The sequence below is a fragment of the Cupriavidus sp. GW822-FHT02D05 genome (genome assembly GCF_058802485.1).
On the sequence record NZ_JBXAOE010000042.1, the window covers coordinates 23,335 to 45,918 of the forward strand.

Below are 22,584 nucleotides of genomic sequence, written 5' to 3' on the forward strand. Positions count from 1 at the left end.
GCGCTTTCGCCTTTCGCCTGTGCGGGCGGCGGCGGGACCCCGGTCCATGTCTGCTTATACCAACATGGCATACCCTCAAGCGAACTCCATCGTTGGTAATGCGGCGGATCGTTGGTATCTTGCTGTTTTGGCCCGGGGCGCCAGACCCCGGCCGGCAGCCCCGACCCGCATTCCTTTTTTCGACGGTACCCCCATGTTCCGCACTGCTACCCGCCGCATCTCGTCCGCTTTCCAGTCCCGTTCGTTCCGTGCTTCCCGCCTGGCCGCCGGCCTTGGCCTGCTGGCCGCGCTAGGCACGGTGGCCGCTCCGGCCCGCGCGCAGGACCCGGCCTGGCCGACCCAGCCGATCACCATCCTGATGGGCTTTACCGCCGGTTCCGGCGTGGACATGGTGGGACGCACGCTGCAGGAATCGCTGCAGAAGTCGCTCAAGGCCACCATCATCTATGACTACCGCCCCGGCGCCGGTGGCAATGTCGCCTCCGAAGTGGTGGCCCATGCCAAGCCCGACGGCTACACGCTGCTGCTCGGCACCGCCGCCACCCACGGCATCAACCCCGCCCTGTACAAGAGCCTGCCGTTCGACGCCGAAGCCGATTTCACGCCCGTCGCGCCGCTGGTGGAAGTCTCCAACGTGCTGACCGTGAACCCCGCCGTGATCGACGTGAAGTCGGTCAAGGAGTTTATCGAGAAGGTCAAGGCCAATCCCGGCAAGTACAACTACGCGTCGACCGGCAACGGCACCGGCACGCACCTGGCCTTCGCCGAATTCAACGCGCGCGCCGGCCTGGATATGGTCCATGTGCCATACAAGGGTGGCCCCGATGCGCTGCAAGCCGTGCTCAAGGGCGAGGTCTGCTGCATTTTTAATCAGGTGCAGAGCGTGTTGCCGCAATATCGCGCCGGTAAGGTGCGGCTGCTTGGCGTGACCACCAAGAACCGCGTGGCGGTGATTCCCGAAGTGCCGACGATCGCCGAGAGCGGGTTGCCCGGCTTCAACAGCACCATCTGGTTTGGCTTCTTCGGCCCCAAGGGGCTGGATCCCAAGATCAGCAAGAAGATCAACGATGCGGTCAAGGTCGCGCTGGAAACGCCGGCGATCCGGCAGAAGCTGATCGAGGCGGGGAATTCGCCGCGGATCGAGACGGTTGAGCAGTTTCGGACTACGGTGAAGGCGGATCGGCAGAAGTGGGCGGGGGTGGTTAGGAGTGTTGGGGCGTCGATTGATTGATATGGCGTTGGTTGTTGGGGGCAAGGGCAGAACCGTTGGATCTTGCTGTTTGATTTGGCTTTGATCTGATACGGCGTTGGTTTTTGGGTCCAAAAACCAACGCCGCTCAAAAAAAAAGCGACCAACCCCGCAAATTAAGCAACCACTTACCACCTCCTCCCACTCCCCCTATAATGCCCAATTCCCCCTAAGCCCAAGGGCTAGCCCCGCCCCCGGCGGCTGCCATCCCCCCAATCCTTCAGCTATGACCTTCCGACCGCCCCAGGCCCTGCTGCGTCCCTGGCATCGTTTTGCCCCGGCCGAGCGGGCTGGCTTTATCGAGGGGGCGCGTTATTTCGCGCCTTCCCTGCCTGCCGTGTTCTCCTGGGGACTGGTGACGGGCGTGGCCATGAGCAAGTCGGTGATGAACGTGCCCGAGGCGATCGGCATGTCGTTGCTGGTCTATGCGGGCTCGGCTCAGTTGTCCGTGCTGCCGCTGTTCGCGGCGGGCCTGCCGTTGTGGACGGTGTGGCTGACCGCCGCCATCGTCAACCTGCGCTTCGTGATCTTCAGCGCGGGGCTGCAGCCGCATTTCAGCTACCTGCCGCTGTGGCGCCGCACGCTGCTGGGGTCGTTCAACGGCGACCTGCATTTCGTCTACTTCATGCAGCGCTATGCCACGCCAGGCCATGAGCCGGGCAAGGAAGGGTACTTCTGGGGCATGGCGCTGACCAATTTCGCCATGTGGCAGGTCTCGTCGATCATCGGCATCGTGCTGGCCAGCGCGTTCCCGGACAGCTGGGGCCTGGGGCTGGCAGGCACGCTGGCGCTGATTCCCGTGATGGTCACGACCATCCGCTCGCGCTCGACGCTGCTGGCGGTGGCGGTGGCTTCCGCGCTGGCGCTGCTGTGCTTCGACCTGCCTTACCGGCTCGGCCTGGTGGCGGCGGTGGTGGGGGCGATCGCGGCCGGCATGGCCAGCGACGAACTGGCGGCGCGCGCGACCTTGCGGGGCATCCGCCGCCGCAAGGCCGAGCATGCGCCCGCGCAGGCGGCGGCCCGGTCAGCGGCCCAGTCAGCGGCCCAGTCAGCGGCTGCGGCGGCAGAGGACCGGGCATGAGCCATCTCGAGATCTGGATCGCGCTGGTCGGCATGGCGCTGGTGACCATCGTCACGCGTGCGCTGTTCCTGATGGCGGGCGAGCGCGTGACGGTGCCAGACCGCATCCAGCGCGCGCTGCGCTACGCGCCGGCGGCGGCGCTGGCGGCCATCATCCTGCCCGACCTGATGACCTGGCAGGGGCATTTCACGCTGGCTCCCAGCAACTACAAGCTGGTGGCCGGCGCGGTGGCGCTGGTGTTCTACCTGGTGACGCGGCGCATGGTGGGCATGATCGTGGCGGGCATGGCGGTCTATACCGCCATGCGGCTGCTCGGCTGAGCCGGGGCCGGGCGAACGCCGGGCCCCGAAGGCGCGAGAAGGCGCGAGAAGGCGCGATCCGCTAGGCCGCATCGCTGGCGTCGCTCGGCCCTTGCGGCCCGGGGCCGAGCGCCGTGCCCAACTGGGTCAGCAGCCGCGTCAGGCGGGCCTGCGTGCTGGCGCCGGTCTTGAGGAATACCGCCTTGAGCTGGCTGCGCGCGGTTTCGTGGCGCACGTGCAGGCGCTCGCTGGCTTCGGGCAGGCCCATGCCGGTGGCCAGCAGGCTCGCCAGGCGGGTCTCGGCGGGCGTCAGTCCATAGACTTCGCGCAGCAGTTGCGGCAGTTCCGCCGGTGCCTGCGCGTCTTCATGGATCACCACCAGCGCGGCGGGTTGCTGCCAAGGCAGCGCAAAGATGTGGGAGGGCGGCAGCGGCAGCACGATCAGCTGCGCGCAGGCGCCGTTGCCATGGCGGGCGATTGCCGCCTGCGCCGGTACCGTGCTGCGCGGCGCGCAGGCGGCCGTCACCATGTCGGCCAGCGAGCGCGACAACTGCCACTCGCCAGTCTTGCCGGCGGGGGCCAGCCGCCGCACCCAGCGCTCGCCGATGCCATTGCTCAGCAGCACGCGCCGCTCGGGCGAGAAGGCGATCACGCCGAACGACAGGCGCTCCAGGATCTGCCCTGACAGTTGCGCCAGCGTCGACAGCCCGATGGTGCGGTCGCGCATGGCCATGGCGCTGCGCATGTGAGGCAGCGCCCAGTCCAGCGCGCTGACATCCGCTGGCGTGAAATTGCCTTGCGAGAACGAGCGCTGCAGCGCGAAATACACCTCGTAGTGGGGCTTTCGCTCGACCAGGCAGGCTGCGTAGGAGCATAGGTCGAAGCGGTGGAAGAACTCCCGATAGAAGGGGCTGCGCTGCATCGCGCCTTCGCCGAAATCGCGCGCGTCGATGTACCACTCGCCGGGGGAGAGGTTGTGGGCAAACAGCTTGCCCGGATCCAGCGTGTGGAACTCCTTCTCGTAGGCGCTGAACAGCTCCTGCACCGGGCGCACGACCTCGTTGACCGTCATCAGGTCGCGATCGGTGTCGCGCACGATCATCGATGCGTGCGCGCTGCCTACGATGTTGCTCAAGGTGTGCAGGCTTCGCTGCCAGGCCTGCGCGTCAAGAATCCCTTCGTACAAGCCACGGATTGCCCCGTGCATGTCTTCGTTCATGGTTACCCCTGCCTTCGCGACAACGGCGCTAGCCGCGTGGCGCCGACGCCGCTTCCTGTAAGCGCGTCCGGCGCCAGTGCCTTGGGTCCCGTCTGAGGCGGGCCTCTGGCTATGTTTTTGCGTGCTTATCTTGTGCCGACTTGTGCATACATTGCGCGCTTTGGCATCAGCGTACGAGACGCAGTGCAATTGTCGCACCCCTCATTCAGGGGGTGCGTTGCAAGGATGCGGCACGCTACTCGCCGCATGTGGCGAACGGGGCACCCACTGGCGGATGCATCCGGGGCGCAATCCCGCAAAATGGCCCTTGCGATCAGGTAAAATGCCGATTTTCCCCGATTTTCGCTCTCCAGCCACCGCCATGACCTCTGTCCTGCGTCTTTCCGATCTCATCTCCCAAGGCAAAATTGCCGGCAAGCGGGTTTTTATCCGCGCCGACCTGAACGTGCCGCAGGATGACGCCGGCCAAATCACCGAAGATACCCGCATCCGCGCCTCCGTGCCCGCTATCGAAGCCTGCCTGCAGGCAGGCGCCGCCGTGATGGTGACGTCGCATCTGGGCCGCCCGACCGAAGGCGAGTTCAAGCCCGAGGATTCGCTGGCGCCTGTGGCCACGCGCCTGGCCGAGTTGCTCGGCAAGCCGGTCAAGCTGGTGCAGAACTGGGTCGACGGCAACGGCGAAGTGAGCACGGTCAAGCCCGGCGAAGTGGTGCTGCTGGAAAACTGCCGCGTCAACAAGGGCGAAAAGAAGAACAGCGACGAACTGGCCCAGAAGATGGCCAAGCTGTGCGACGTCTACGTGAACGATGCCTTCGGCACCGCGCACCGCGCCGAAGCCACCACCCACGGCATCGCCAAATACGCCCCCATCGCCTGCGCCGGCCCGCTGCTGGCTGCCGAGATCGATGCGCTGGGCAAGGCCCTGGGCCAGCCGGCGCGTCCGCTGGTGGCAATCGTCGCCGGCTCCAAGGTGTCCACCAAGCTGACCATCCTCAAGACGCTGGCCGGCAAGGTCGACAACCTGATCGTCGGCGGCGGCATCGCCAATACCTTCATGCTGGCTGCCGGCCTGAAGATCGGCAAGTCGCTGGCCGAGGCTGACCTGGTGGCCGATGCGCGCACCATCATCGATCTCATGGCCGCGCGCGGCGCCTCGGTGCCCATCCCCGTGGACGTGGTGTGCGCCAAGGAGTTCAGCGCCACCGCTGTTGCCACCGTCAAGGACGCGAAGGACGTGGCCGACGACGACATGATCCTCGACATCGGCCCCAAGACCGCGCAGATGCTGGCGGACCAGCTCAAGCTGGCCGGCACCATCGTGTGGAACGGCCCGGTCGGCGTGTTCGAGTTCGACCAGTTCAGCAACGGCACCAAGGTGCTGGCCCAAGCCATCGCCGAGTCCAAGGCGTTCTCGATCGCCGGCGGCGGCGACACGCTGGCGGCCATCGCCAAATACGGCATCGCTGACCAGGTGGGCTACATCTCCACCGGCGGCGGCGCCTTCCTGGAATTCCTGGAAGGCAAGAAGCTGCCCGCGTTCGAGGTGCTGGAACAGCGCGCCGCGGGCTGAGGGTGGCGGGTTTGCGAGGGTTTGGCACTGGCATGGCCAGCAAGCGTGGACTGGCGGCGTTGCTGCTGGCCGCCTCGCTTCTGGCCCTGAGCGCGTGCGGCCGCCCGGGCGGCGGCGCGCCAGAGGGGCGTCCCCTGGCCGCCGCCGCGGCCGGCGGGATGGCCGCCGGCGAGTTGGCGCGAGGCGGCCAGAGCGAGCAGCAGGAGGCGGAGCGCCGCTACCTGGCGCTGAAGTACGCGTTGACGGTGGAGAATTCCGCCGACGCGCTGGAGACTGGCTGGAAGAGCGTGGTGCAACGCTGCCAGGCGCTCGGCTGCGAGTTGCTGGAGGCGGCCTTCACCCGCAGCCGCGATGGTGCGCCGCCGCGCGGCGAGCTGCGCGCGCGCATCGCGCCCAAGGCCTTGCCGGATCTGCTGAAAGCGGCGGAGCAAGGCGGCACGGTGGTATCCAACGCCGTGTCGAGCGAAGACAAGACAGACCAGGTGATCGATGCCGAGGCCCGCATCAAGAACACCACCGAGCTGCGCGACCGCCTGCGTGCCATGCTGCAGAATGCGCGCGGCCCGCTGCGCGACGTGATCGAGCTGGAGCGCGAACTGGCGCGCGTGCAGGGCGAGCTGGATACCATCCACGGCCTGCGCAAGATGCTGGCGGCGCAAACAGACCGCAACGAAGTCCGTATCGATTTCGTTGCGCGCGAGAGCTTTGTCAGCCAACGAAAGGTATCGCCGCTGCGCGACGCTTTTAACGATATCGCCGAGTTGTTCCTCGGCAGCCTGGCCATGCTGATCCGCGTGGCCGCCGGCGCGCTGCCGTGGCTGCTGGTTGGTGTGCCGCTGTTGTGGTTTGCGCTGGCCTGGCGCCGGCGCCGCGCGGCGCGCAGGAAGCAAGCCGTGCCGGCGTCGCCGGACGGCGCTGGCCCTCGATAAGGAAAATCAGTTCATGACCCGTTCCACCAAGATCGTCGCTACCATCGGCCCCGCTTCCAGCACGCTGGAAATGCTCACGCGCATGATCGCGGCAGGGGTCGACGTGGTGCGCCTGAATTTCTCCCACGGCGTAGCCGCGGACCATATCGAGCGCGCCCGCCTGGTGCGCGAGGCCGCCAAGGCCTGCGGCAGGGAAGTCGCCATCATGGCTGACCTGCAAGGGCCGAAGATCCGCGTCGGCAAGTTCGAGCACGGCAAGATCACGCTGAACGTGGGTGAGCCCTTCATCCTCGACGCTACCTGCACCCTGGGCAACCAGGAACGCGCCGGCCTCGATTACGAGGACCTGCCGCGCGACGTGGGCCCGGGCGACCTGCTGCTGCTCAACGATGGCCTGATCGTGCTGGTGGTGGACCGCGTGCTAGGTCACGAGATTTTCACCACGGTCCGGATCGGCGGCGAGCTGTCCAACAACAAGGGCATCAACCGCCAGGGCGGCGGCCTGTCGGCGCCGGCGCTGACCGCCAAGGACATGGAAGACATCAAGACCGCCATGGCGCTGGGCGCGGACTATGTCGCGGTGAGCTTTCCCAAGAACGCCACCGATATGGAAATGGCGCGCCAGCTTGCCGCGGTGGCCGGTCAGCCGCACCAGCACAAGGCCCGCATGATCGCCAAGATCGAGCGCGCCGAGGCGATCCGCCCGGGCGTGCTGGAAGAGATCCTGCAGGCCTCCGACGGCATCATGGTGGCCCGCGGCGACCTGGCCGTGGAAGTGGGCAACGCGGCCGTGCCCGCGCTGCAAAAGCGCATGATCCGGCTGGCGCGCGAGGCCAACAAGCTGACCATCACCGCCACCCAGATGATGGAGAGCATGATCGTCAACCCGGTGCCCACGCGCGCCGAGGTGTCGGACGTGGCCAACGCCGTGCTGGATGGCACCGATGCCGTGATGCTGTCGGCCGAGACCGCCGCCGGCCGCTATCCGGTGGAAACCGTGGAAGCCATGGCCGCGGTCTGCGTCGAGGCGGAGAAGTCCGAGGTGGTCCAGCTCGACACCGATTTCCTCAACCAGACCTTTGGCCGCATCGACCAGTCGATCGCCATGGGCGCACTGTTCACCGCCTATCATTTGCAGGTAAAGGCCATTGCCGCGCTGACCGATTCCGGCGCCACCGCGCTGTGGATGAGCCGGCATCGCATCCATGTGCCGATCTACGCGATGACGCCCAACCTGGCCTCGCAGCGCAAGATGCAGCTCTATCGCAATGTGGTGCCGCTGCCGCTGGAAGCCAGCGCCGACCGCGACACCGCGCTGGAACAGGCCGAGGAACTGCTGCTGTCGCGCGGCGTTGTGCAGCGCGGCGACTTTATCGTGCTGACCATTGGCGAGCCGATGGGCCAGCCGGGTGGCACGAATACGCTGAAGATTGTCCGGGTTGGCGCCTGATATGTGCCGCGCCGGACAGACAGCCGGCGCCTGAGCGCACAGGATCACCCAGGATAAATCGCGTTGAGACGGTGTCTTGCGCGAACAGCAAAGAACGACCAGATCGACCAGCTCGACCAGATCATTAAATCATTAAACGAGACACCCCATTCTTTCTTTAGGAGTTTGACATGCCACTCGTATCGATGCGCCAGCTGCTCGACCACGCCGCCGAAAACGGCTACGCGCTGCCCGCCTTCAACGTGAACAACCTGGAACAGGTTCAGGCCATCATGCAGGCCGCCGACGAAGTCAATGCGCCGGTGATCATGCAAGCATCCGCAGGCGCGCGCAAGTACGCCGGCGAGCACTTCCTGCGCCACCTGATCGAAGCCGCAGTGCAAGCCTATCCGCATATCCCGGTGGTGATGCACCAGGATCACGGCCAGTCGCCGGCGATCTGCCAGGCCGCGATCGACCTGGGCTTCTCCTCGGTGATGATGGACGGCTCGCTGCGTGAAGACGGCAAGACCCCGTCCGACTACGAGTACAACATCGAAGTGACCCGCAAGGTGGTGCAGCTCTCGCACGCCATCGGCGTGACCGTGGAAGGCGAGCTTGGCTGCCTGGGCTCGCTCGAGACCGGCGAAGCCGGCGAGGAAGACGGCATCGGCGCCGAAGGCAAGCTGGACCATTCCATGCTGCTGACTGACCCTGAGCAAGCCGCCGACTTCGTCAAGGCCACCCAGCTGGACGCGCTGGCGATCGCCATCGGTACCTCGCACGGCGCTTACAAGTTCACCCGCAAGCCCACTGGCGATATCCTGGCGATCAACCGCATCAAGGAAATCCACGCCCGCATCCCCAACACCCACCTGGTGATGCACGGCTCGTCGTCGGTCCCGCAGGAACTGCTCGCGGAAATCCGCCAGTTCGGCGGCGACATGAAGGAAACCTACGGCGTGCCGGTCGAGGAAATCCAGGAAGCCATCAAGTACGGCGTGCGCAAGATCAATATCGACACCGATATCCGCCTTGCCATGACCGGTGCGATCCGCCGCTTCTTTGCCGAGAACCCGAGCAAGTTCGACCCGCGCGAATACCTGAAGCCGGCCCGCGAAGCCGCCAAGCTGGTTTGCAAGGCACGCTATGTCGCCTTTGGCTGCGAAGGCCAGGCCGCCAAGATCAAGCCGGTCTCGCTCGACGCCATCGCGCAGAAGTACAAGTCGGGCGAACTCGCCCAGGTCGTGCAGTAAGCAGGACCGCGTGCCGTCCCCGCCCCGATCCCGTCAAACGGGGCAGGCGCGGGGACGACGCTTTTCAGGCTCCGGCGCCGGGGCGCTGAAAAGCGCTAACAAAATGAAGCGAAGCAGTTGTTCTGGCCCGGCGCCAGAATCATTCTGTTAGTGCCTTCCATCGGAACCACCGAACCACCGAAACACCATGTCGAACGCTCTCTACCAGTCCTCCATCACTTCGCTGCCGCTGCTCGGCCACGGCAAGGTCCGCGACAACTACGCCGTCGGCGACGACAAGCTGCTGATCGTCACCACCGACCGCCTGTCGGCCTTCGACGTCATCCTGGGCGAGCCGATCCCGGCCAAGGGCCGCGTGCTTAACCAGATGGCCAACTTCTGGTTCAAGAAGCTGGCTCACATCGTGCCGAACCACGAAACCGGCATTGCCGCCGAGACCGTGGTGAGCCCGGCCGAAGTCGAGCAGGTGCAAGGCCGCGCCGTGGTGGTCAAGCGCCTCAAGCCGATCCTGGTGGAAGCCGTGGTGCGCGGCTACCTGGCCGGCAGCGGCTGGAAGGACTACCAGGCCACCGGCAGCGTGTGCGGCATCGAACTGCCCGCCGGCCTGCAGAACGCGCAGAAGCTGCCCGAGCCGATCTTCACCCCGGCGGCCAAGGCCGAGATGGGCGAGCACGACGAGAACATCTCCTTCGCTGAAACGGAAGAGCGCATCGGCGCCGACCTGGCCCGCCAGATGCGCGACATCTCGATCCGCCTGTACAAGGAAGCGGCCGACTACGCCGCCACCCGCGGCATCATCATCGCCGACACCAAGTTCGAGTTCGGCCTGGACGAGAACGGCACGCTGACGCTGATGGACGAAGTGCTGACCGCCGACTCCTCGCGCTTCTGGCCCGCGGATTCGTACGAAGTCGGCACCAACCCGCCGTCCTTCGACAAGCAGTTCGTGCGCGACTGGCTGGAAGCCGTGCGCATCGACGGCAAGCCCTGGCCCAAGACCGCCCCGGCGCCTGCATTGCCCGCCGACGTGATCGAGAAGACCGCCGCCAAGTACCGCGAGGCGCTGACGCGCCTGACCGGCGAGGAACTGCAGTAATGGTGAGCGGCGCTGGCGCTGGCCGAAGCCGGCCGGTGCGCCAATGCTGCTTGAAATGCCCAATGGCGTTTACTCCCTCTCCCCTCAGGGGGAGAGGGGCCGGGGAGAGGGGTGGCTTAGCTAGGCGCCACCTGAAGCAGAGCCAATGGTTTTTGACGGCTCGCAGGCGCATCGAGCGCCCGCCCTCTCCCCCCCCCCCCTCTCCCGCAAGCGGGAGAGGGGAGCGAACCAACGCAGGACGAAGGTTGGCGCGATCCCCACGCGCCAGACAGATTTTTAAGGACTTAACGTGAGCAATACAGCCAAGCCGCTGGTCGGCGTTGTGATGGGCAGCAGTTCCGACTGGGACGTGATGCAGAACGCGGTCGCCATGCTGAAGGATTTCGGCGTGGCCTTCGAGGCACGCGTGGTTTCCGCCCACCGCATGGCCGACGACATGTTCGAGTACGCCGCCACCGCGCGCGCGCGTGGCCTGCGCGCCATCATCGCCGGTGCCGGCGGTGCCGCGCACCTGCCCGGCATGATCGCCGCCAAGACCATCGTGCCGGTGTTCGGCGTGCCGGTGCCGTCGCGCTACCTGCGTGGCGAGGACTCGCTGCTGTCGATCGTGCAGATGCCCAAGGGCGTGCCGGTTGCCACCTTCGCCATCGGCGAAGCGGGCGCCGCCAATGCCGCGCTGCACGCCATTGCCACGCTCGCCACCACCGACGACGCGCTGGCCGCCGCGCTCGAAGCGTTCCGCGCCAAGCAGACCGAAGCTGCCCGCGCCATGACGCTGCCGGTGTAATACGCACATTCGCACGCACACCGACTAGCCCCAAGCCCCCGAATCCGGAAAGACGCGCAATGCCAACCGATATCCATCCCCACCTGGTCGAAGCCCACACGCCGGAGTCGCGTGCCGAGTTCGGCATCGACAATCCCAGCGCGCCGGTGCTGCCCGGCGCCTGGCTAGGCATGCTGGGCGGCGGCCAGCTCGGCCGCATGTTCACCCATGCCGCGCAGTCGATGGGCTACAAGGTTTGCGTGCTCGATCCGGACCAGGACAGCCCGGCCGGCACCATCGCCGAGAAGCACATCTGCGCGGCCTATACGGATGAAGCCGCGCTGGCCGAGATGGCCAAGCTGTGCCCGGCGGTGACCACCGAGTTCGAGAACGTGCCCTCGCTCTCGCTCGACCGGCTGGAGCAACTCGGCGCCTTCGTCGCGCCGCGCGGCTATTGCGTGTCGATCGCGCAGAACCGCATCGGCGAGAAGAAATTCTTCGCTTCCTGCGCCGAGCGCACCGGCGTGCCCACCGCGCCGCACTGGGTGATCCAGCACGACGCGGACGTCGACCAGGTGCCCGAGGACCTGCTGCCCGGCATCCTCAAGACCGCGCGCATGGGGTATGACGGCAAGGGCCAGGCCCGTGTCAGGACCCGCGAAGACGTGCGTGCAGCGTGGCGCGCCATGCAGCACGTGCCGTGTGTGCTGGAAAAGATGTTGCCGCTGGCCTACGAGGTTTCGGTACTGGCCGCGCGCGCTGCCGACGGCACCACGGCGACCTGGCCGCTGGCCGAAAACGTGCACCGCGACGGCATCCTGTTCTCCACCGTGATGCCGTCCACCAGCGTCTCCGACGAGATCGCCGCGCGTGCCCGCGCCGCGGCCGCCACCATCACCACCGAGATGGGCTATGTGGGCGTGCTGTGCATCGAGTTCTTCGTGCTGACAGATGGCTCGCTGGTCGCCAACGAAATGGCGCCGCGCCCGCACAACTCCGGCCACATCACCATGGACGCCTGCGAGACCAGCCAGTTCGAGCAGCAGGTGCGCGCCATGGCGCGCCTGCCGCTGGGCAGCACGCGCCAGCATTCGGCCGGCAAGATGCTCAACCTGCTGGGCGATGTGTGGTTCGAATTCGGCCTGGAACGCACGCCGGCCTGGGACGAAGTCGTGGCCCAGTCCGGCGCCAAGCTGCACTTGTATGGCAAGAGCGATGCGCGCCCCTCGCGCAAGATGGGCCATGTGAATTGCGTGGGCGGCGCGGCGGCCGACGCCGAGCGCGCCTTCGATGCGGCCCTGACGGCGCTGCACATCGCGCCTTGATGGCATGCCCGGCGCATGCGCCGGGCTTTTCCGTTTTCCTGCTTTCGCAGCTCCGTAGTTTCGAAGCTTCGTAGTAACGCTACCTCAGAGATCCCCGATGTCGCGCATGCCCACGTCCGCCGAACTTGACCAAGCGGTCCAACTGCTGGAGGCCGGCGAGCTGGTCGCCTTCCCGACCGAGACGGTCTACGGCCTGGGCGCCGACGCGGAAAACCCCGAGGCCATCGCCCGTATCTACGCGGCCAAGGGGCGCCCGTCCAATCACCCGATCATCGTGCACGTGGTGGATGGCGGCGACATCAGCTACTGGGTGGACGATGTGCCGCCGGCCGCGCAAGACCTGATCGACGCCTTCTGGCCCGGCCCGCTTACGCTGATCCTCAAGCGCGCGGCGCATATCCCGGCGGCGGTTGCCGGCGGCCAGGACAGCATTGGCCTGCGTTGCCCGTCGCATCCGGTTGCGCAGGCGCTGCTGGGCCGCTTCAAGCGTGGCCGTGGCGGCATTGCCGCGCCGTCCGCGAACAAGTTTGGGCAGGTTAGCCCGACCACGGCGCAGCACGTGCGCGACGAGTTTGGCGATGCGGTCTTCGTGCTGGAAGGCGACGACGTTGAGGTGGGCATCGAATCGACCATCGTGGACCTGTCGCGGCTGGAGCAGGGCATTGGCCCGGTGCTGCTGCGCCCGGGCGCCATCACGCCGGCCATGATGGCGCAGGTGCTGGGCGTCACGCCGTTGCCGCCGGATGCTGCCGCGCCGCGCGCGTCAGGTACGCTGAAGGCGCACTACGCGCCGCATACGCCGTTGGGTTTGTGCTCTGCCGCGGATCTGCCTGCGCAACTGGTCGATTTGCCCGCCGACGCGCTGGTGGCGTGGGTTGGTGTTCAGGCGGCTGCCGATCCGCGGTGTGTGTGGGTAGAGGCGCCTGCCGATGCCGAGGGTTATGCGCGGGCGCTTTATAGCTTGTTGCGCCGGCTGGATGGGGAGGGGTTTGCGCGGCTGGTGTTTGAGGCCTTGCCGGCTGGGCATGAGTGGGATGGGGTTCGGGATCGGTTGCAGAGAGCTGCGGCTGCGTTTGGGGGGTAGGCGTTTGGGGTTGTCAGCTTCAACTTCAGCTGCTTGACGTCAAGGGCAACTGCAACTGCAGTTTCACCACCCCTGCGGGGCGGCGACCTACTTTCTTGTCTTGCCAAGAAAGTAGGCAAAGAAGGCGCGCCGGATGGGGCGACACCCCCTCGGGCTTCGACGAAAAGAGCGGCCGGGACCCAAACTCGCATCGCCTTAAGGCGATACTCAGACATGGGTCCCTCGTTTCCGCTCTTTTCGCCGAATCCCGAGGCGCCCCATACGGCCTAGGTGAACCTTGACGGCTCGCTTCGCATCGCGCTGGGGTGATTCCCGCCCTTCGTGCGGGGATCACGGCTACACCGAATCGATGTTCAAAATCTCCCGCCGGTTGGCTCCCCTCTCCCACTTGTGGGAGAGGGGCCGGGGGAGAGGGCGGGCGCTGGCAAGGGCGCGATCTCACCTTCTCCCGTGCCGGCTGCCAGTATCACGCCACTCAGGGTGCGCCCTGATACACCCATTGCAGCAGGGCGTCGTGGGCTTCGCGGGCTTGTGCTGCGTTGGCGTGGTTGATGTAGCTGACCACCACATAGCGGTCGCCGTTCAGCGCATCGACATAGCCGGCCAGCGCCCGCACGTCGTTCAACGTTCCCGTTTTCATGTAGGCATTGCCGGCCGCGCCGGCGCGCGTCAGGCGGTTGCGCAGCGTGCCGTCCACGCCGAGGATCGGCAGTGAATCGATCAGCACCGGGCCGACTTCACTGGCCAGCGCTTGCTGCAGCAGCCGCGACATATCGTAGGCGCTGATGCGTTCTTCACGCGATAGTCCGGAGCCGTTGTCCAGTACCAGGCCGGGCATGTCCAGCCCCTGGCGCGCCAGCCAGCGCTGCACCACCTTGGCCGAGCGGGTGGTGCTGGCCGGGCCGCTGCGATCCATCTCCGCGCCGATGGTCAGGTAAAGCTGGCGGGCCATCACATTGTTCGAGAACTTGTTGATGTCGCGCACGATTTCCGACAGGGGCTGGCCGTAGTGGCGTGCCAGCAGGAAGGCGTTGCGCGGGGCGCGGCCCATGCGCAGGGCTGGCTGGTGGGTGAAGCGGCCGCCGGCCAGTTGCCATTCGGCGACAAAGCCGCCCCAGGTGAACTCGTTGTGCGAGAGCGTGGCGATGTTGACCACGTGTTCGCCGCAGTCGGCGGCGTAGCTGCCGTCGAAGGAGGCCAGCACGGTGCCGTCGGGCTGTGGCGTGACGGCGGGGCGCGCGCGTGCCGACCAGTCGCCGCATTTACCGTGGGACAGCGCCAGGCGGTTGTCGAGCTTGAGCTGCGCCAGCGCGGGCGTGACCGATACCGCGACCGACTGGTTGGCCGGGTCGGGCGTGATGGTAAACGACAGCGTCTTGAAGGCGTAGAGCAGCGCGTCGGGGCTGACGTTGTAGGCGCGCTGGGTTTCGCCATCGATGGTGGTGCCTTTGTCGAGCGCGGAATCGAAGTAGCTGCGGTCCAGCACCAGGTCGCCATTGATGGTGGTGGCGCCCGCGATGCGGGCGCTGTTGACCAGCTTGGCCATTTCTTCCGGCACCAGCTTGGGGTCGCCATAGCCGCGCAGGTAGACGTTGCCGTTGACGGTGCCGTCGGCGCCTGGCTGGTTGTCGGCGTACAGCGCGGTCTGCCAGCGGTAGCCGGGGCCAAGCAGCTGGAGCCCGGCGAAGGTGGTGACCAGCTTCATGGTGGAAGCCGGGTTCATCGGCGTTTGCGCGTTCCAGCTTGCGCGGGGCGCTGGCGCGCCGACCTTGATCACGTAGAAGCTGGTGGCCGAGGCGGGCACATGCGCGCGCTTGAGCGCGGCCGTTACGCTGCCCGGCAGGCCTGAGCGCGGCTCGGCGGACTCGGCCGCGGCGTGGGCGGCCTTGGTCTTGTGAACGGGGGTCTTGGCGGCGGCGGTGCTCACGCCGCTGAGGCACAACAGCCCGGCGGCGCAAAGCGGCAGCAGGCGGTGAAGAATGGGGGAAGGGCGATTCGGCATGGTGCCCATGTTAACGCATGGGCCTGGGCGCGGATGACGCCGCCATGCGATTTCCGCAGGTTTTTCCGCAGGAACTCCGTCTAGTCTTCTGCGGCGTTTGCGGGATCTTCCAAACGGGCCGCACCGATCGCCTGCGGCGGCGCGAGCTTTCCGAGCAGCGTGCGCAGCGTATCTTGTTCCTGCGCCGACAATGCCCCTGCGACGCGCGCATCGTGCGCGCACACCGCGGCGGTGGCGGCTTCCAGCGTGCGCCGTCCCGTCGGGGTCAGCACCAGGCTGTAGGCGCGGCGATCGTGCGGCGCCGGGCGGCGCGCCACCAGCTTCATGTCTTCCAGCGCGTCGACCAGCAGCACCGCGCCCGAGCGCGCGATGCCCAGGATGCTGGCCAGCTCGGTCAGCTTGAGCAGCGGATTGCGCGAGACGATCACGAGCGCTGAGAAACGCGGCGGCGTGATGTGCCACTGCGCCAGCGATTGCACGAAGTCTTCGTAGATACGGATCTGCGCGCGGCGGATGGCGTAGCCGACCAGGCCGTCCAGCACGCCGTAGTCGACGTTGGCGATATGCGGGTCGAATCCACCGGGCGCATCGGCTGCCCGGCTGGCGCCGGCGGGATCGGGGGCGAGGGCATCGCGGCTGCGGCGCGCTCGCGCCTTTGCTGTGGTCATGAGGCCTTGGCGTCGGTCGATGGATGTGGGTGGCGATGGCTGCCTGAGAAACCGGGCCGCCTATACGACGCGAAAATACCGCATTTCCACCCGGTCCGGATAGCGGGCGCCGGTGGCGACAAACAGGTGCTGCATGAGCCAGTCGTAGCCGGGCGCCGCCGTCTCGAAGCGGGGCGCGGTGCGGAAATAGATCAGGCGCGGGTCGACGATCTCGCCGCCGGCCAGGCGCGCGATCAGCGCGGCGGGGCCGCTGCGCACGCCGGCGTTGACGATGTAGATGCGCGCGCCGTCGTCGGTCTCCAGCACATAGCGGGCCTCGATGTCGGCCACGACGATGCCGTTGCCGGCGTCGTGGCGCACCAGCTGGAAATCCGCGCCGCCGGGCAGGATGCGCCCTTGCAGGCGCGGCCCGGAAACGACGCCATCGAGAATGGGGATGACCCGCCGGTTGCCCAGCGCGCTCGCGCCCACCTCGGTGACCGGCGCCAGCCGGAAGCTGAAGTCCGCCACATGCTCCAGCGTGGGCGTGGGCAGGGCGGCGATGGCAAAGGGCGCGGAGGTCATTTCAGCAGCTTCCAGTTGCCATTGTCGATGGTCAGCATCACGCGGCCGCGGGTGTCAAAGCCGAAATGATCCTGCGCGGTGTAGTTCAGCACGCCATGCGACACCACGATATTGCGCTCGCTCTCCAGCGCGGCCTTGAGCGCGCGGCGGAACTCCGGCGTGCCTGGCTTGGCCTGCTTGAGCGCCACCGGCACGATGCGCTGCAGCACCAGGCCCGCATCATAGGGGTGGGCGCCGAACTGGGTGCGGGTGTCGGGCCCGTACTGCTTCTCGTAGCGGCCCACGTAGTCCAGCCCCGGCTTCTTGGTGGCGGCGCTGTCCGGCAGCTGCTCGGCCACGATCACCGGCCCGGCGGGCAGGATGGAGCCGTTGACGGCTTTGCCGCCGATGCGGATCAGGTCCTTGGTGGCCGCCCCGTGCGTGTGGTAGACCGGGCCCGCGTACCCGCGCTCGCGCAGCGTGGTGTGCGGCAGGGCCGCGCCGGTGCCGGCGCCGGCGATCAGCACCGCGTCGGGGCGGGCGGCGATCAGCTTGAGCGTTTGCGCGGTCACGCTGGTGTCCGAGCGCGCATAGCGTTCGGTGGCCACCAGGCGCATGCCGCGCGCAGTGGCGGCGGTGGTGAACTCCTTGAGCCAGGTCTCGCCGTAGGCGTCGGCAAAGCCGATGAAGGCGATGGTCTTGATGCCTCTGGCGTGCGCGGCATCCGCCACGGCCTCGGCCATCAGCTTGACCGGCTGGGCCAGGCGATACGTCCATTCGCCGCGGCCGGGCTTGAGCTCGATCGGCGAGAAGGCCAGCTGCACGGTCTGGCTCTCGTCGGCGACTTCGGCAATCGCGATCGACGGCGCCACCGCCGACGAGCCGAGGATGATGTCGACCTTGTCTTCGCTGACGAAGCGGCGCGCCACCTTGGTGGCCTGGGTGGGATCGGAGCCGTCGTCCAGCACGATGTAGCGGATTTTCTCGCCGGCGATGGTCTCCGGCAGCAAGGGCATGCTGTTCTTTTGCGGGATGCCGAGCGAGGCCGAGGGGCCGGTCGACGCGATGCTGACGCCGACCGTCACTTCGGCAAGCGCGGGCGCGGCGCCGAGCGCGGCGGCAAGGCTGGCGGTGACGGCGAGCGCAAGGCGGCTGGCGGGCGTGGCAAGGCGGGTAAGGCAACTAAGGCAGGTAAGGCTGGGGCGCGGCACGATATCTCCTTTTCTTCGCATGACGCCGGCTTCTCAGGGCCGGTCGGGGGGCATGATATGACGGACTGGCGCAATCACAGGCGCGGCCGCGCTTAGCGCGGCGGCACCTGCAGCGATTGCCGGTCGAAGCCGGCGAGCTGCTTGTAGCGCAGCGCAATCGCTTCGAGCTCGGTGCGCGGGATCACGGTTTCGATATCGCTGAAGCCTTGCGGCGCGCGCTGCTCGGCCAGCTGCATGACCTGCTCGGGCCCGTTCATGCGGTTGCGCAGCACGATGGCCGCGGTGCGCGGCAGCCGTTCCGCTTCGTACTCGCGTAACGCATGGCCGGTGCCGCAGGCGTCGCGCGGCGCGCCGTTGGCCAGGAGGCTGTCCATCAGGTAGCGCGCATCGAGGATGGCCTGCGCGCTGCCGTTGGAGCCGATCGGGTACATCGGGTGGGCGGCGTCGCCTAGCAGCGTCACGCGGTCGAAGGTCCAGCGCGGCAGCGTGTCCTTGTCGACCATGGGGAATTCGTAGATGGCCTGTGCGCCGTCGATCAGCGCGGGGATGTCGATCCAGTCCCAGCGCCAGTTCGCAAAGGCTTCGCGGAACACGGACTTGTCGACCTGCTTGTTCCAGTCGCTGCGCGGCGGGGTATCCGGCGCGCTGTCGGGCACGCGCAGCTCGGCGATCCAGTTGACCAGCGAGCGCCCCTGGCGGCGCAGCGGCTCGGAGATCGGGTAGGCCACGAACTTCTGGTCCTGGTGGCCCGCCATGAACATCGAGCTGCCATCCAGGTACGGCGGCGCCTCGGTGACGGCGCGCCACAGCGTGCGGCGCGAGAAGCGCGGCGCGTCGCCCTGCGGATAGAAGTGGCGGCGCACGGCGGAGTGGATGCCGTCGGCGCCCACCAGCACATCGGCCCGCGCCGTGACTTGCGCGTTGTCGCTGCGCCGGCGCAGCGTGAACTCCACGGGATCGCCCGCGCGCGCGCCGGTGCTCGTGACCGCTTCAAACGTATGGCCGGCATGCACGCGCTCGGCGCCCAGGCGCTCCACCACGGTGCGGTAGAGCAGCATCTGGAATTCGCCGCGATGGATGGAGAACTGCGGCTGGCCGTAGCCCGCCGCGCGCCCGCGCGGCTCGTGCCAGATGCGCTGGCCAAGCTTGTTGTAGTAGGACAGGGACGAGGTCTGCACCGCCAGCTCGGCCAGTGCATCGTGCAACCCCAGCTCGGACAGCTCGCGCACCGCGTGCGGCAGCAGGTTGATGCCCACGCCGAGCGGGCGCAGCGTCTCGCTGGCTTCCCAGACCTCGGCCTCGATGCCGTGCCGGTGGCAAAGCAGTGCCAGCGTCAGGCCGCCGATGCCGCCACCGGCGATCGCGATCTTCATGGTGTTGTCTCCACAGCTTGTTATGGAATTCCCGGGCCGCGCGGGTGCTCCATGCGGAGCCGGCGGCCACTGGCAATATTGTTATAGAGTATAACTAAATGCGCGAAGGCTTCAAGATCGGCGGCGTGCGGGGAAACCCGCAAGCAAGCGCCGCATGCACGTCCTGAGCACGGGATTTGTGGGAATCCGCTGACACGATGTTCGGCCAAGCCCCGGTTCCGCAGAGCGGCCCCGGGCCCCATAGTGAAAGTACCTGCCGCGAAGCATGGACCTTGCGGCAAACGCGATAACGATGCCTGGGGGCATTGCCAGGCGCAAAACAAATTCCACAAGGAGCTTTATCATGCGTACCGTAACCCTGTCTATCCTGCTTGCCACCCTCCTGAGCGTGGCGGGCTGCGCCGACATGACGCCCAAGCAGCGCAATACCGCCATCGGCGCGGGTGTCGGCGGTGTGGCCGGCGCTGCACTGATCGGCGGCCCGGCGGCCACCATCGGTGGCGCGGCGCTGGGCGGTGTGGTTGGCAACGTGGCGACGCCAGAACGCCGGTAAGGAATAATGCGGCCACGCGCAGCCATGCGAAGTGGCTGGCCAAAAAGCAAAAAGCGGATGCCATCGGCATCCGCTTTTTGCTGCCTGATCGCTGGCTCAGCAGGCTGACTTCGCGACCGCCTTTGTGGCATTCCCGCTTTTCCCCGCGGCGTTGGCTACCGGGAACACGGTATCGTAGGCCCAGTTGTAGACGAACGCATAGACCACATAGAAGGCCGCCAGGGCGATGTCCATGATGAATGCATCGAACAAACTCATGTCGAGATACCACGCCACCATCGGCAGGAACACCACCAGCAGGCCCAGTTCGAACAAGATGGCGTGGAGCACCCGCACGGCCACCGGCTTGCGCAACTGCCCGGTGAACCGCAGCATGGCCTTGTCGAACAGCACGTTGTAGAGGTAGTTCCAGCCGGCGGCGATCAACGACGCCACCACGGCGAGGATGCCGATCTGGTGAAGGGCGAAGCCAAAGACCCAGCTGCCCACGGGCGCGACAATCAGCAAGCCGATCACTTCAAAGCCGATGGTGTGACGAATTCTGTCCTTGGTGCTGCGCATGATACTTCCTGTCTGGCGTGTGAATAGAGGGCATTCTATCGAGTATTCGGGGATGGTAAAGTTGGGTTCTATCGCTTAAAACGATGGATGGGCAGCGACCCGTCCCAAGGAATCGACATGAGCCTCTCGCTCGAACAATTGCAGGCCTTTGCCGCGGCCGCCGAATGTGGCTCTTTCTCCGCAGCCGCACGCCGGCTGGGCAAGGCCCAGTCGGTTGTCAGCGCGGCCGTGTCCAATCTCGAGATCGACCTGGGCAACCAGCTGTTCGACCGCGGCGGGCGCTATCCCACCCTGACCGCCGCGGGCGAACGCCTGCTGGCCGAGGCGCGCGTGATCCTGGAGCGTTGCGAGCATTTCCGTGGCGTGGCCAAGAGCCTGGGCGAGGGCGTGGAGAGCCGCCTGGTGCTGGCGGTGGACGAACTCTATCCGGAGGAAACCCTGGGCGTGATGCTGGAAGAGTTCTCCGAGCGCTTCCCGGCGGTGGAACTGGAGCTGCTGTTTCCCTTGATGGAAGACGTCAGCCGGCTGGTGCTGGAGCGTTGCGCCGACCTGGGAATCATGTGGCGCCAGGAGGTGCTTCCGCCGGAGCTGGGTTTCCGCGCGCTGGGCTGGGTGCCGATGCGGATCATCTGCGCGCCAGACCATCCGCTTGCGGACCAGCGCGTGGGCTGGGAGGAACTGAAGCGCTACCGGCAGCTGATGGTGGCCACCCGTACCGACAGCGAGGAAAAAATGCGGCTGCGCGTGGCCGCCGAAGTCTGGTGGGTGGAGAGCCAGTGGGTCATCGTAGAACTGGTCAAGCGCCGGCTGGGCTGGGCCTTCGTGCCCTGGCACGTGGCGGCCAACTCGCCGGCGGGCACGCAACTGGTGTCGCCCGCGCTGGAGTTCGACGACCAGGACTGGCCGGTGGCGATGGAGCTGGTGTGGCACAAGCAGCGGCCGCTCGGCAAGGCCGCGACCTGGCTCAAGGAGCGGGTGAGCAAGCAGCCGCTGCCGCGTCCGGAGGTGCCTGCCCGCCCGTAGCCGATGCCGGCAGCTTCTCGGCGCTATCGGGTAAGCCCGAATTCCTTCGCCAGCGTGCTATAGCGCTGCACCGTTCGCCGCACATAAGTATCCAGGTCAGCGCCGCCCAGGTCAGCCGGGAACAGGCCCTGCTCCGCGCGCAGCCGGGCGAATGCCGGGCTGGCCTGGAGGCGTTCGAAGCGGCTGGCCCAGCGCTGGTAGTCGGCCCGTGCAACCTTGGGGCCCATGTAGAAGCCGCGCAGGATGGGCCAGACGATGTCGAAGCCCTGCTCGCGCGCGGTGGGCACGCTGGCCAGCCTGCCGGGCAGGCGCTGCGCCGCCAGCACGGCCAGGATGCGGATGCCGCCCGCGCCGAGCTGCATGGCGGCCTCCGATGCATCGCCGGACACCGCCTGGACGTGCCCGCCCTGCAGTGCCGTGAAGGCCTCGCCGCCACCCTCGAAACCCACGAAGCGCATGCGCTTGTAACCCACGCCGGCCTGCCGCGCCACCAGCGCGGCCTTCATCCAGTCCTGGTTGCCGATGGTGCCGCCGGCCCCGAACAGTACCTGGTCCGGATCCGACCTGAGCGCGGCCACCAGGTCCTTCAGGGTCTTGAAGGGCGAATCGGCGCGTACCGCGATCACGCCGTAATCGGTGCCGAGCGCGCCGACCCAGCGCACGTCCGCCGCGCCGTACTTGCCGAACTTGCCTTGGGCCAGCGCCAGCAGGGAGCCGTCTGAAAAGGCGACGATGGTGTCGGGCTCGGCGGGGCGTTGCGCCACGATGCTGTTGTAGGCCACCGCGCCGATGCCGCCCGGCATGTAGGCCAGCCGCATCGGCTGCTCGGTGAACCCGGCTTCGAGCAGCGCACGCTGCGCCAGCTTGCAGGTCAGGTCGAAACCGCCGCCGGGCTTGGCAGGCACGATGCACTCCGGCGCGGCGGCCGCCGGCCGCGCGCAGGCGGCGGCAAGGGCGAGCGCCGCGCAGGCAAAGCGCAGGGCGGCCAGGAAGTGGCGCATCGATTCTCCTCGGGGGGTGAGTGGACGGCAGACAGCTTACCGGGAAATCCCGAAAAATCTGCTGGCTGGCAATGCGAAAATCCGGCATAACGTAGCAAACCTGAGGCATTGACCGAAGCCGCCGAACAGGCCAAAGCCGCGCGCTACGACGACGGCTGTCTCTCCCTCTCCCCTCAGGGGGAGAGGGCCGGGGAGAGGGGTGGCTCAGCTAGGAGCCACTTGAAGCGGAGTCCTTTGGTTTGGTACAGCACGACGGTGTATCGAGCGCCCGCCCTCTCCCCCGTCCCCTCTCCCGCCATGCGGGAGAGGGGAGCAAACCATGCGCATGACATAGCGTGACGCCAGC

21 protein-coding genes are annotated in these 22,584 nt (G+C 67.1%); 13 read left to right on the forward strand and 8 right to left on the reverse strand.

Features of this window, described 5'->3' with window-relative positions; genetic code table 11:
- Window positions 1-193 precede the first annotated feature (193 nt).
- The 3 genes from AC1RQK_RS36305 (at window position 194) to AC1RQK_RS36315 (ending at window position 2,650) form a co-directional block, all read left to right on the forward strand.
- Window positions 194-1,231, forward strand: a complete 1,038-nt coding sequence (locus tag AC1RQK_RS36305; RefSeq protein ID WP_492814227.1) for a Bug family tripartite tricarboxylate transporter substrate binding protein — start codon at window positions 194-196, stop codon at window positions 1,229-1,231.
- 244 nt (window positions 1,232-1,475) lie between these two features.
- On the forward strand, window positions 1,476-2,330 hold the full coding sequence (locus AC1RQK_RS36310; RefSeq protein ID WP_492814229.1) for an AzlC family ABC transporter permease: 855 nt from the start codon (window positions 1,476-1,478) through the stop codon (window positions 2,328-2,330).
- The gene (locus AC1RQK_RS36315; RefSeq protein WP_043343936.1) at window positions 2,327-2,650 is read left to right on the forward strand and encodes an AzlD domain-containing protein; all 324 of its coding nucleotides are present in this window, start codon (window positions 2,327-2,329) and stop codon (window positions 2,648-2,650) included. The genes AC1RQK_RS36310 and AC1RQK_RS36315 overlap by 4 nt, the downstream gene beginning before the upstream one ends.
- Before the next feature lie 61 nt (window positions 2,651-2,711).
- On the opposite strand, the gene AC1RQK_RS36320 is transcribed toward AC1RQK_RS36315, so the two are convergent.
- The gene (locus AC1RQK_RS36320; RefSeq protein ID WP_492814231.1) at window positions 2,712-3,848 is read right to left on the reverse strand and encodes a helix-turn-helix transcriptional regulator; all 1,137 of its coding nucleotides are present in this window, start codon (window positions 3,846-3,848) and stop codon (window positions 2,712-2,714) included.
- Between the two features lie 361 nt (window positions 3,849-4,209).
- On the opposite strand from AC1RQK_RS36320, the gene AC1RQK_RS36325 reads away from it, so the two are divergent.
- The 8 genes from AC1RQK_RS36325 (at window position 4,210) to AC1RQK_RS36360 (ending at window position 13,303) form a co-directional block, all read left to right on the forward strand.
- On the forward strand, window positions 4,210-5,418 hold the full coding sequence (locus tag AC1RQK_RS36325; protein WP_492376614.1) for a phosphoglycerate kinase: 1,209 nt from the start codon (window positions 4,210-4,212) through the stop codon (window positions 5,416-5,418).
- Between the two features lie 32 nt (window positions 5,419-5,450).
- A complete protein-coding gene (locus AC1RQK_RS36330; protein WP_492814233.1) occupies window positions 5,451-6,347 on the forward strand; it encodes a DUF4349 domain-containing protein in 897 nt (298 codons plus the stop codon).
- 13 nt (window positions 6,348-6,360) lie between these two features.
- The gene (gene pyk / locus AC1RQK_RS36335) at window positions 6,361-7,797 is read left to right on the forward strand and encodes a pyruvate kinase (RefSeq protein ID WP_150992693.1); all 1,437 of its coding nucleotides are present in this window, start codon (window positions 6,361-6,363) and stop codon (window positions 7,795-7,797) included.
- A 170-nt stretch (window positions 7,798-7,967) separates the two neighbouring features.
- Window positions 7,968-9,032, forward strand: coding sequence for a class II fructose-bisphosphate aldolase (fba, locus tag AC1RQK_RS36340; RefSeq protein ID WP_174425967.1), 1,065 nt, complete (start codon window positions 7,968-7,970; stop codon window positions 9,030-9,032).
- Between the two features lie 187 nt (window positions 9,033-9,219).
- Entirely contained in the window at window positions 9,220-10,128 is a 909-nt protein-coding gene (locus tag AC1RQK_RS36345) for a phosphoribosylaminoimidazolesuccinocarboxamide synthase (protein WP_043343946.1), read from the forward strand.
- Between the two features lie 289 nt (window positions 10,129-10,417).
- Window positions 10,418-10,915, forward strand: coding sequence for a 5-(carboxyamino)imidazole ribonucleotide mutase (purE, locus tag AC1RQK_RS36350; RefSeq protein WP_267605615.1), 498 nt, complete (start codon window positions 10,418-10,420; stop codon window positions 10,913-10,915).
- Window positions 10,916-10,974: 59 nt separating this feature from the next.
- The gene (locus AC1RQK_RS36355; RefSeq protein ID WP_492376612.1) at window positions 10,975-12,219 is read left to right on the forward strand and encodes a 5-(carboxyamino)imidazole ribonucleotide synthase; all 1,245 of its coding nucleotides are present in this window, start codon (window positions 10,975-10,977) and stop codon (window positions 12,217-12,219) included.
- A 97-nt stretch (window positions 12,220-12,316) separates the two neighbouring features.
- The gene (locus AC1RQK_RS36360) at window positions 12,317-13,303 is read left to right on the forward strand and encodes an L-threonylcarbamoyladenylate synthase (RefSeq protein WP_492814237.1); all 987 of its coding nucleotides are present in this window, start codon (window positions 12,317-12,319) and stop codon (window positions 13,301-13,303) included.
- 475 nt (window positions 13,304-13,778) lie between these two features.
- Here AC1RQK_RS36360 and dacB read toward each other — a convergent pair whose 3' ends face one another.
- The 5 genes from dacB to AC1RQK_RS36385 all read right to left on the reverse strand — a co-directional run bounded on the left by dacB (window position 13,779) and on the right by AC1RQK_RS36385 (window position 19,100).
- Window positions 13,779-15,314, reverse strand: a complete 1,536-nt coding sequence (dacB, locus tag AC1RQK_RS36365; protein WP_492814239.1) for a D-alanyl-D-alanine carboxypeptidase/D-alanyl-D-alanine endopeptidase — start codon at window positions 15,312-15,314, stop codon at window positions 13,779-13,781.
- 71 nt (window positions 15,315-15,385) lie between these two features.
- Complete coding sequence (locus AC1RQK_RS36370) at window positions 15,386-15,973, reverse strand: MarR family winged helix-turn-helix transcriptional regulator (protein WP_492376145.1); 588 nt, start codon at window positions 15,971-15,973, stop codon at window positions 15,386-15,388.
- A 60-nt stretch (window positions 15,974-16,033) separates the two neighbouring features.
- Complete coding sequence (locus AC1RQK_RS36375; protein WP_492376144.1) at window positions 16,034-16,537, reverse strand: DUF3237 domain-containing protein; 504 nt, start codon at window positions 16,535-16,537, stop codon at window positions 16,034-16,036.
- Window positions 16,534-17,748 carry an ABC transporter substrate-binding protein gene (locus tag AC1RQK_RS36380; RefSeq protein WP_492814242.1) on the reverse strand — a complete coding sequence of 405 codons (1,215 nt, stop codon included), beginning with the start codon at window positions 17,746-17,748 and terminating at the stop codon, window positions 16,534-16,536. The genes AC1RQK_RS36375 and AC1RQK_RS36380 overlap by 4 nt, the downstream gene beginning before the upstream one ends.
- Before the next feature lie 71 nt (window positions 17,749-17,819).
- Window positions 17,820-19,100, reverse strand: a complete 1,281-nt coding sequence (locus AC1RQK_RS36385) for a flavin-dependent oxidoreductase (protein WP_492376143.1) — start codon at window positions 19,098-19,100, stop codon at window positions 17,820-17,822.
- Between the two features lie 343 nt (window positions 19,101-19,443).
- Here AC1RQK_RS36385 and AC1RQK_RS36390 point away from each other — a divergent pair, with 343 nt between their 5' ends.
- Entirely contained in the window at window positions 19,444-19,653 is a 210-nt protein-coding gene (locus AC1RQK_RS36390; protein WP_150992709.1) for a YMGG-like glycine zipper-containing protein, read from the forward strand.
- Between the two features lie 96 nt (window positions 19,654-19,749).
- Here the strand turns inward: AC1RQK_RS36390 and AC1RQK_RS36395 are convergent, their stop codons facing one another.
- Window positions 19,750-20,214, reverse strand: coding sequence for a PACE efflux transporter (locus AC1RQK_RS36395; RefSeq protein WP_492814244.1), 465 nt, complete (start codon window positions 20,212-20,214; stop codon window positions 19,750-19,752).
- A gap of 117 nt (window positions 20,215-20,331) precedes the next feature.
- Here AC1RQK_RS36395 and AC1RQK_RS36400 point away from each other — a divergent pair, with 117 nt between their 5' ends.
- Window positions 20,332-21,237, forward strand: a complete 906-nt coding sequence (locus AC1RQK_RS36400) for a LysR family transcriptional regulator (RefSeq protein WP_492376141.1) — start codon at window positions 20,332-20,334, stop codon at window positions 21,235-21,237.
- A 23-nt stretch (window positions 21,238-21,260) separates the two neighbouring features.
- Here AC1RQK_RS36400 and AC1RQK_RS36405 read toward each other — a convergent pair whose 3' ends face one another.
- Window positions 21,261-22,238, reverse strand: a complete 978-nt coding sequence (locus AC1RQK_RS36405) for a tripartite tricarboxylate transporter substrate binding protein (RefSeq protein WP_492814246.1) — start codon at window positions 22,236-22,238, stop codon at window positions 21,261-21,263.
- Window positions 22,239-22,584: the final 346 nt, after the last annotated feature.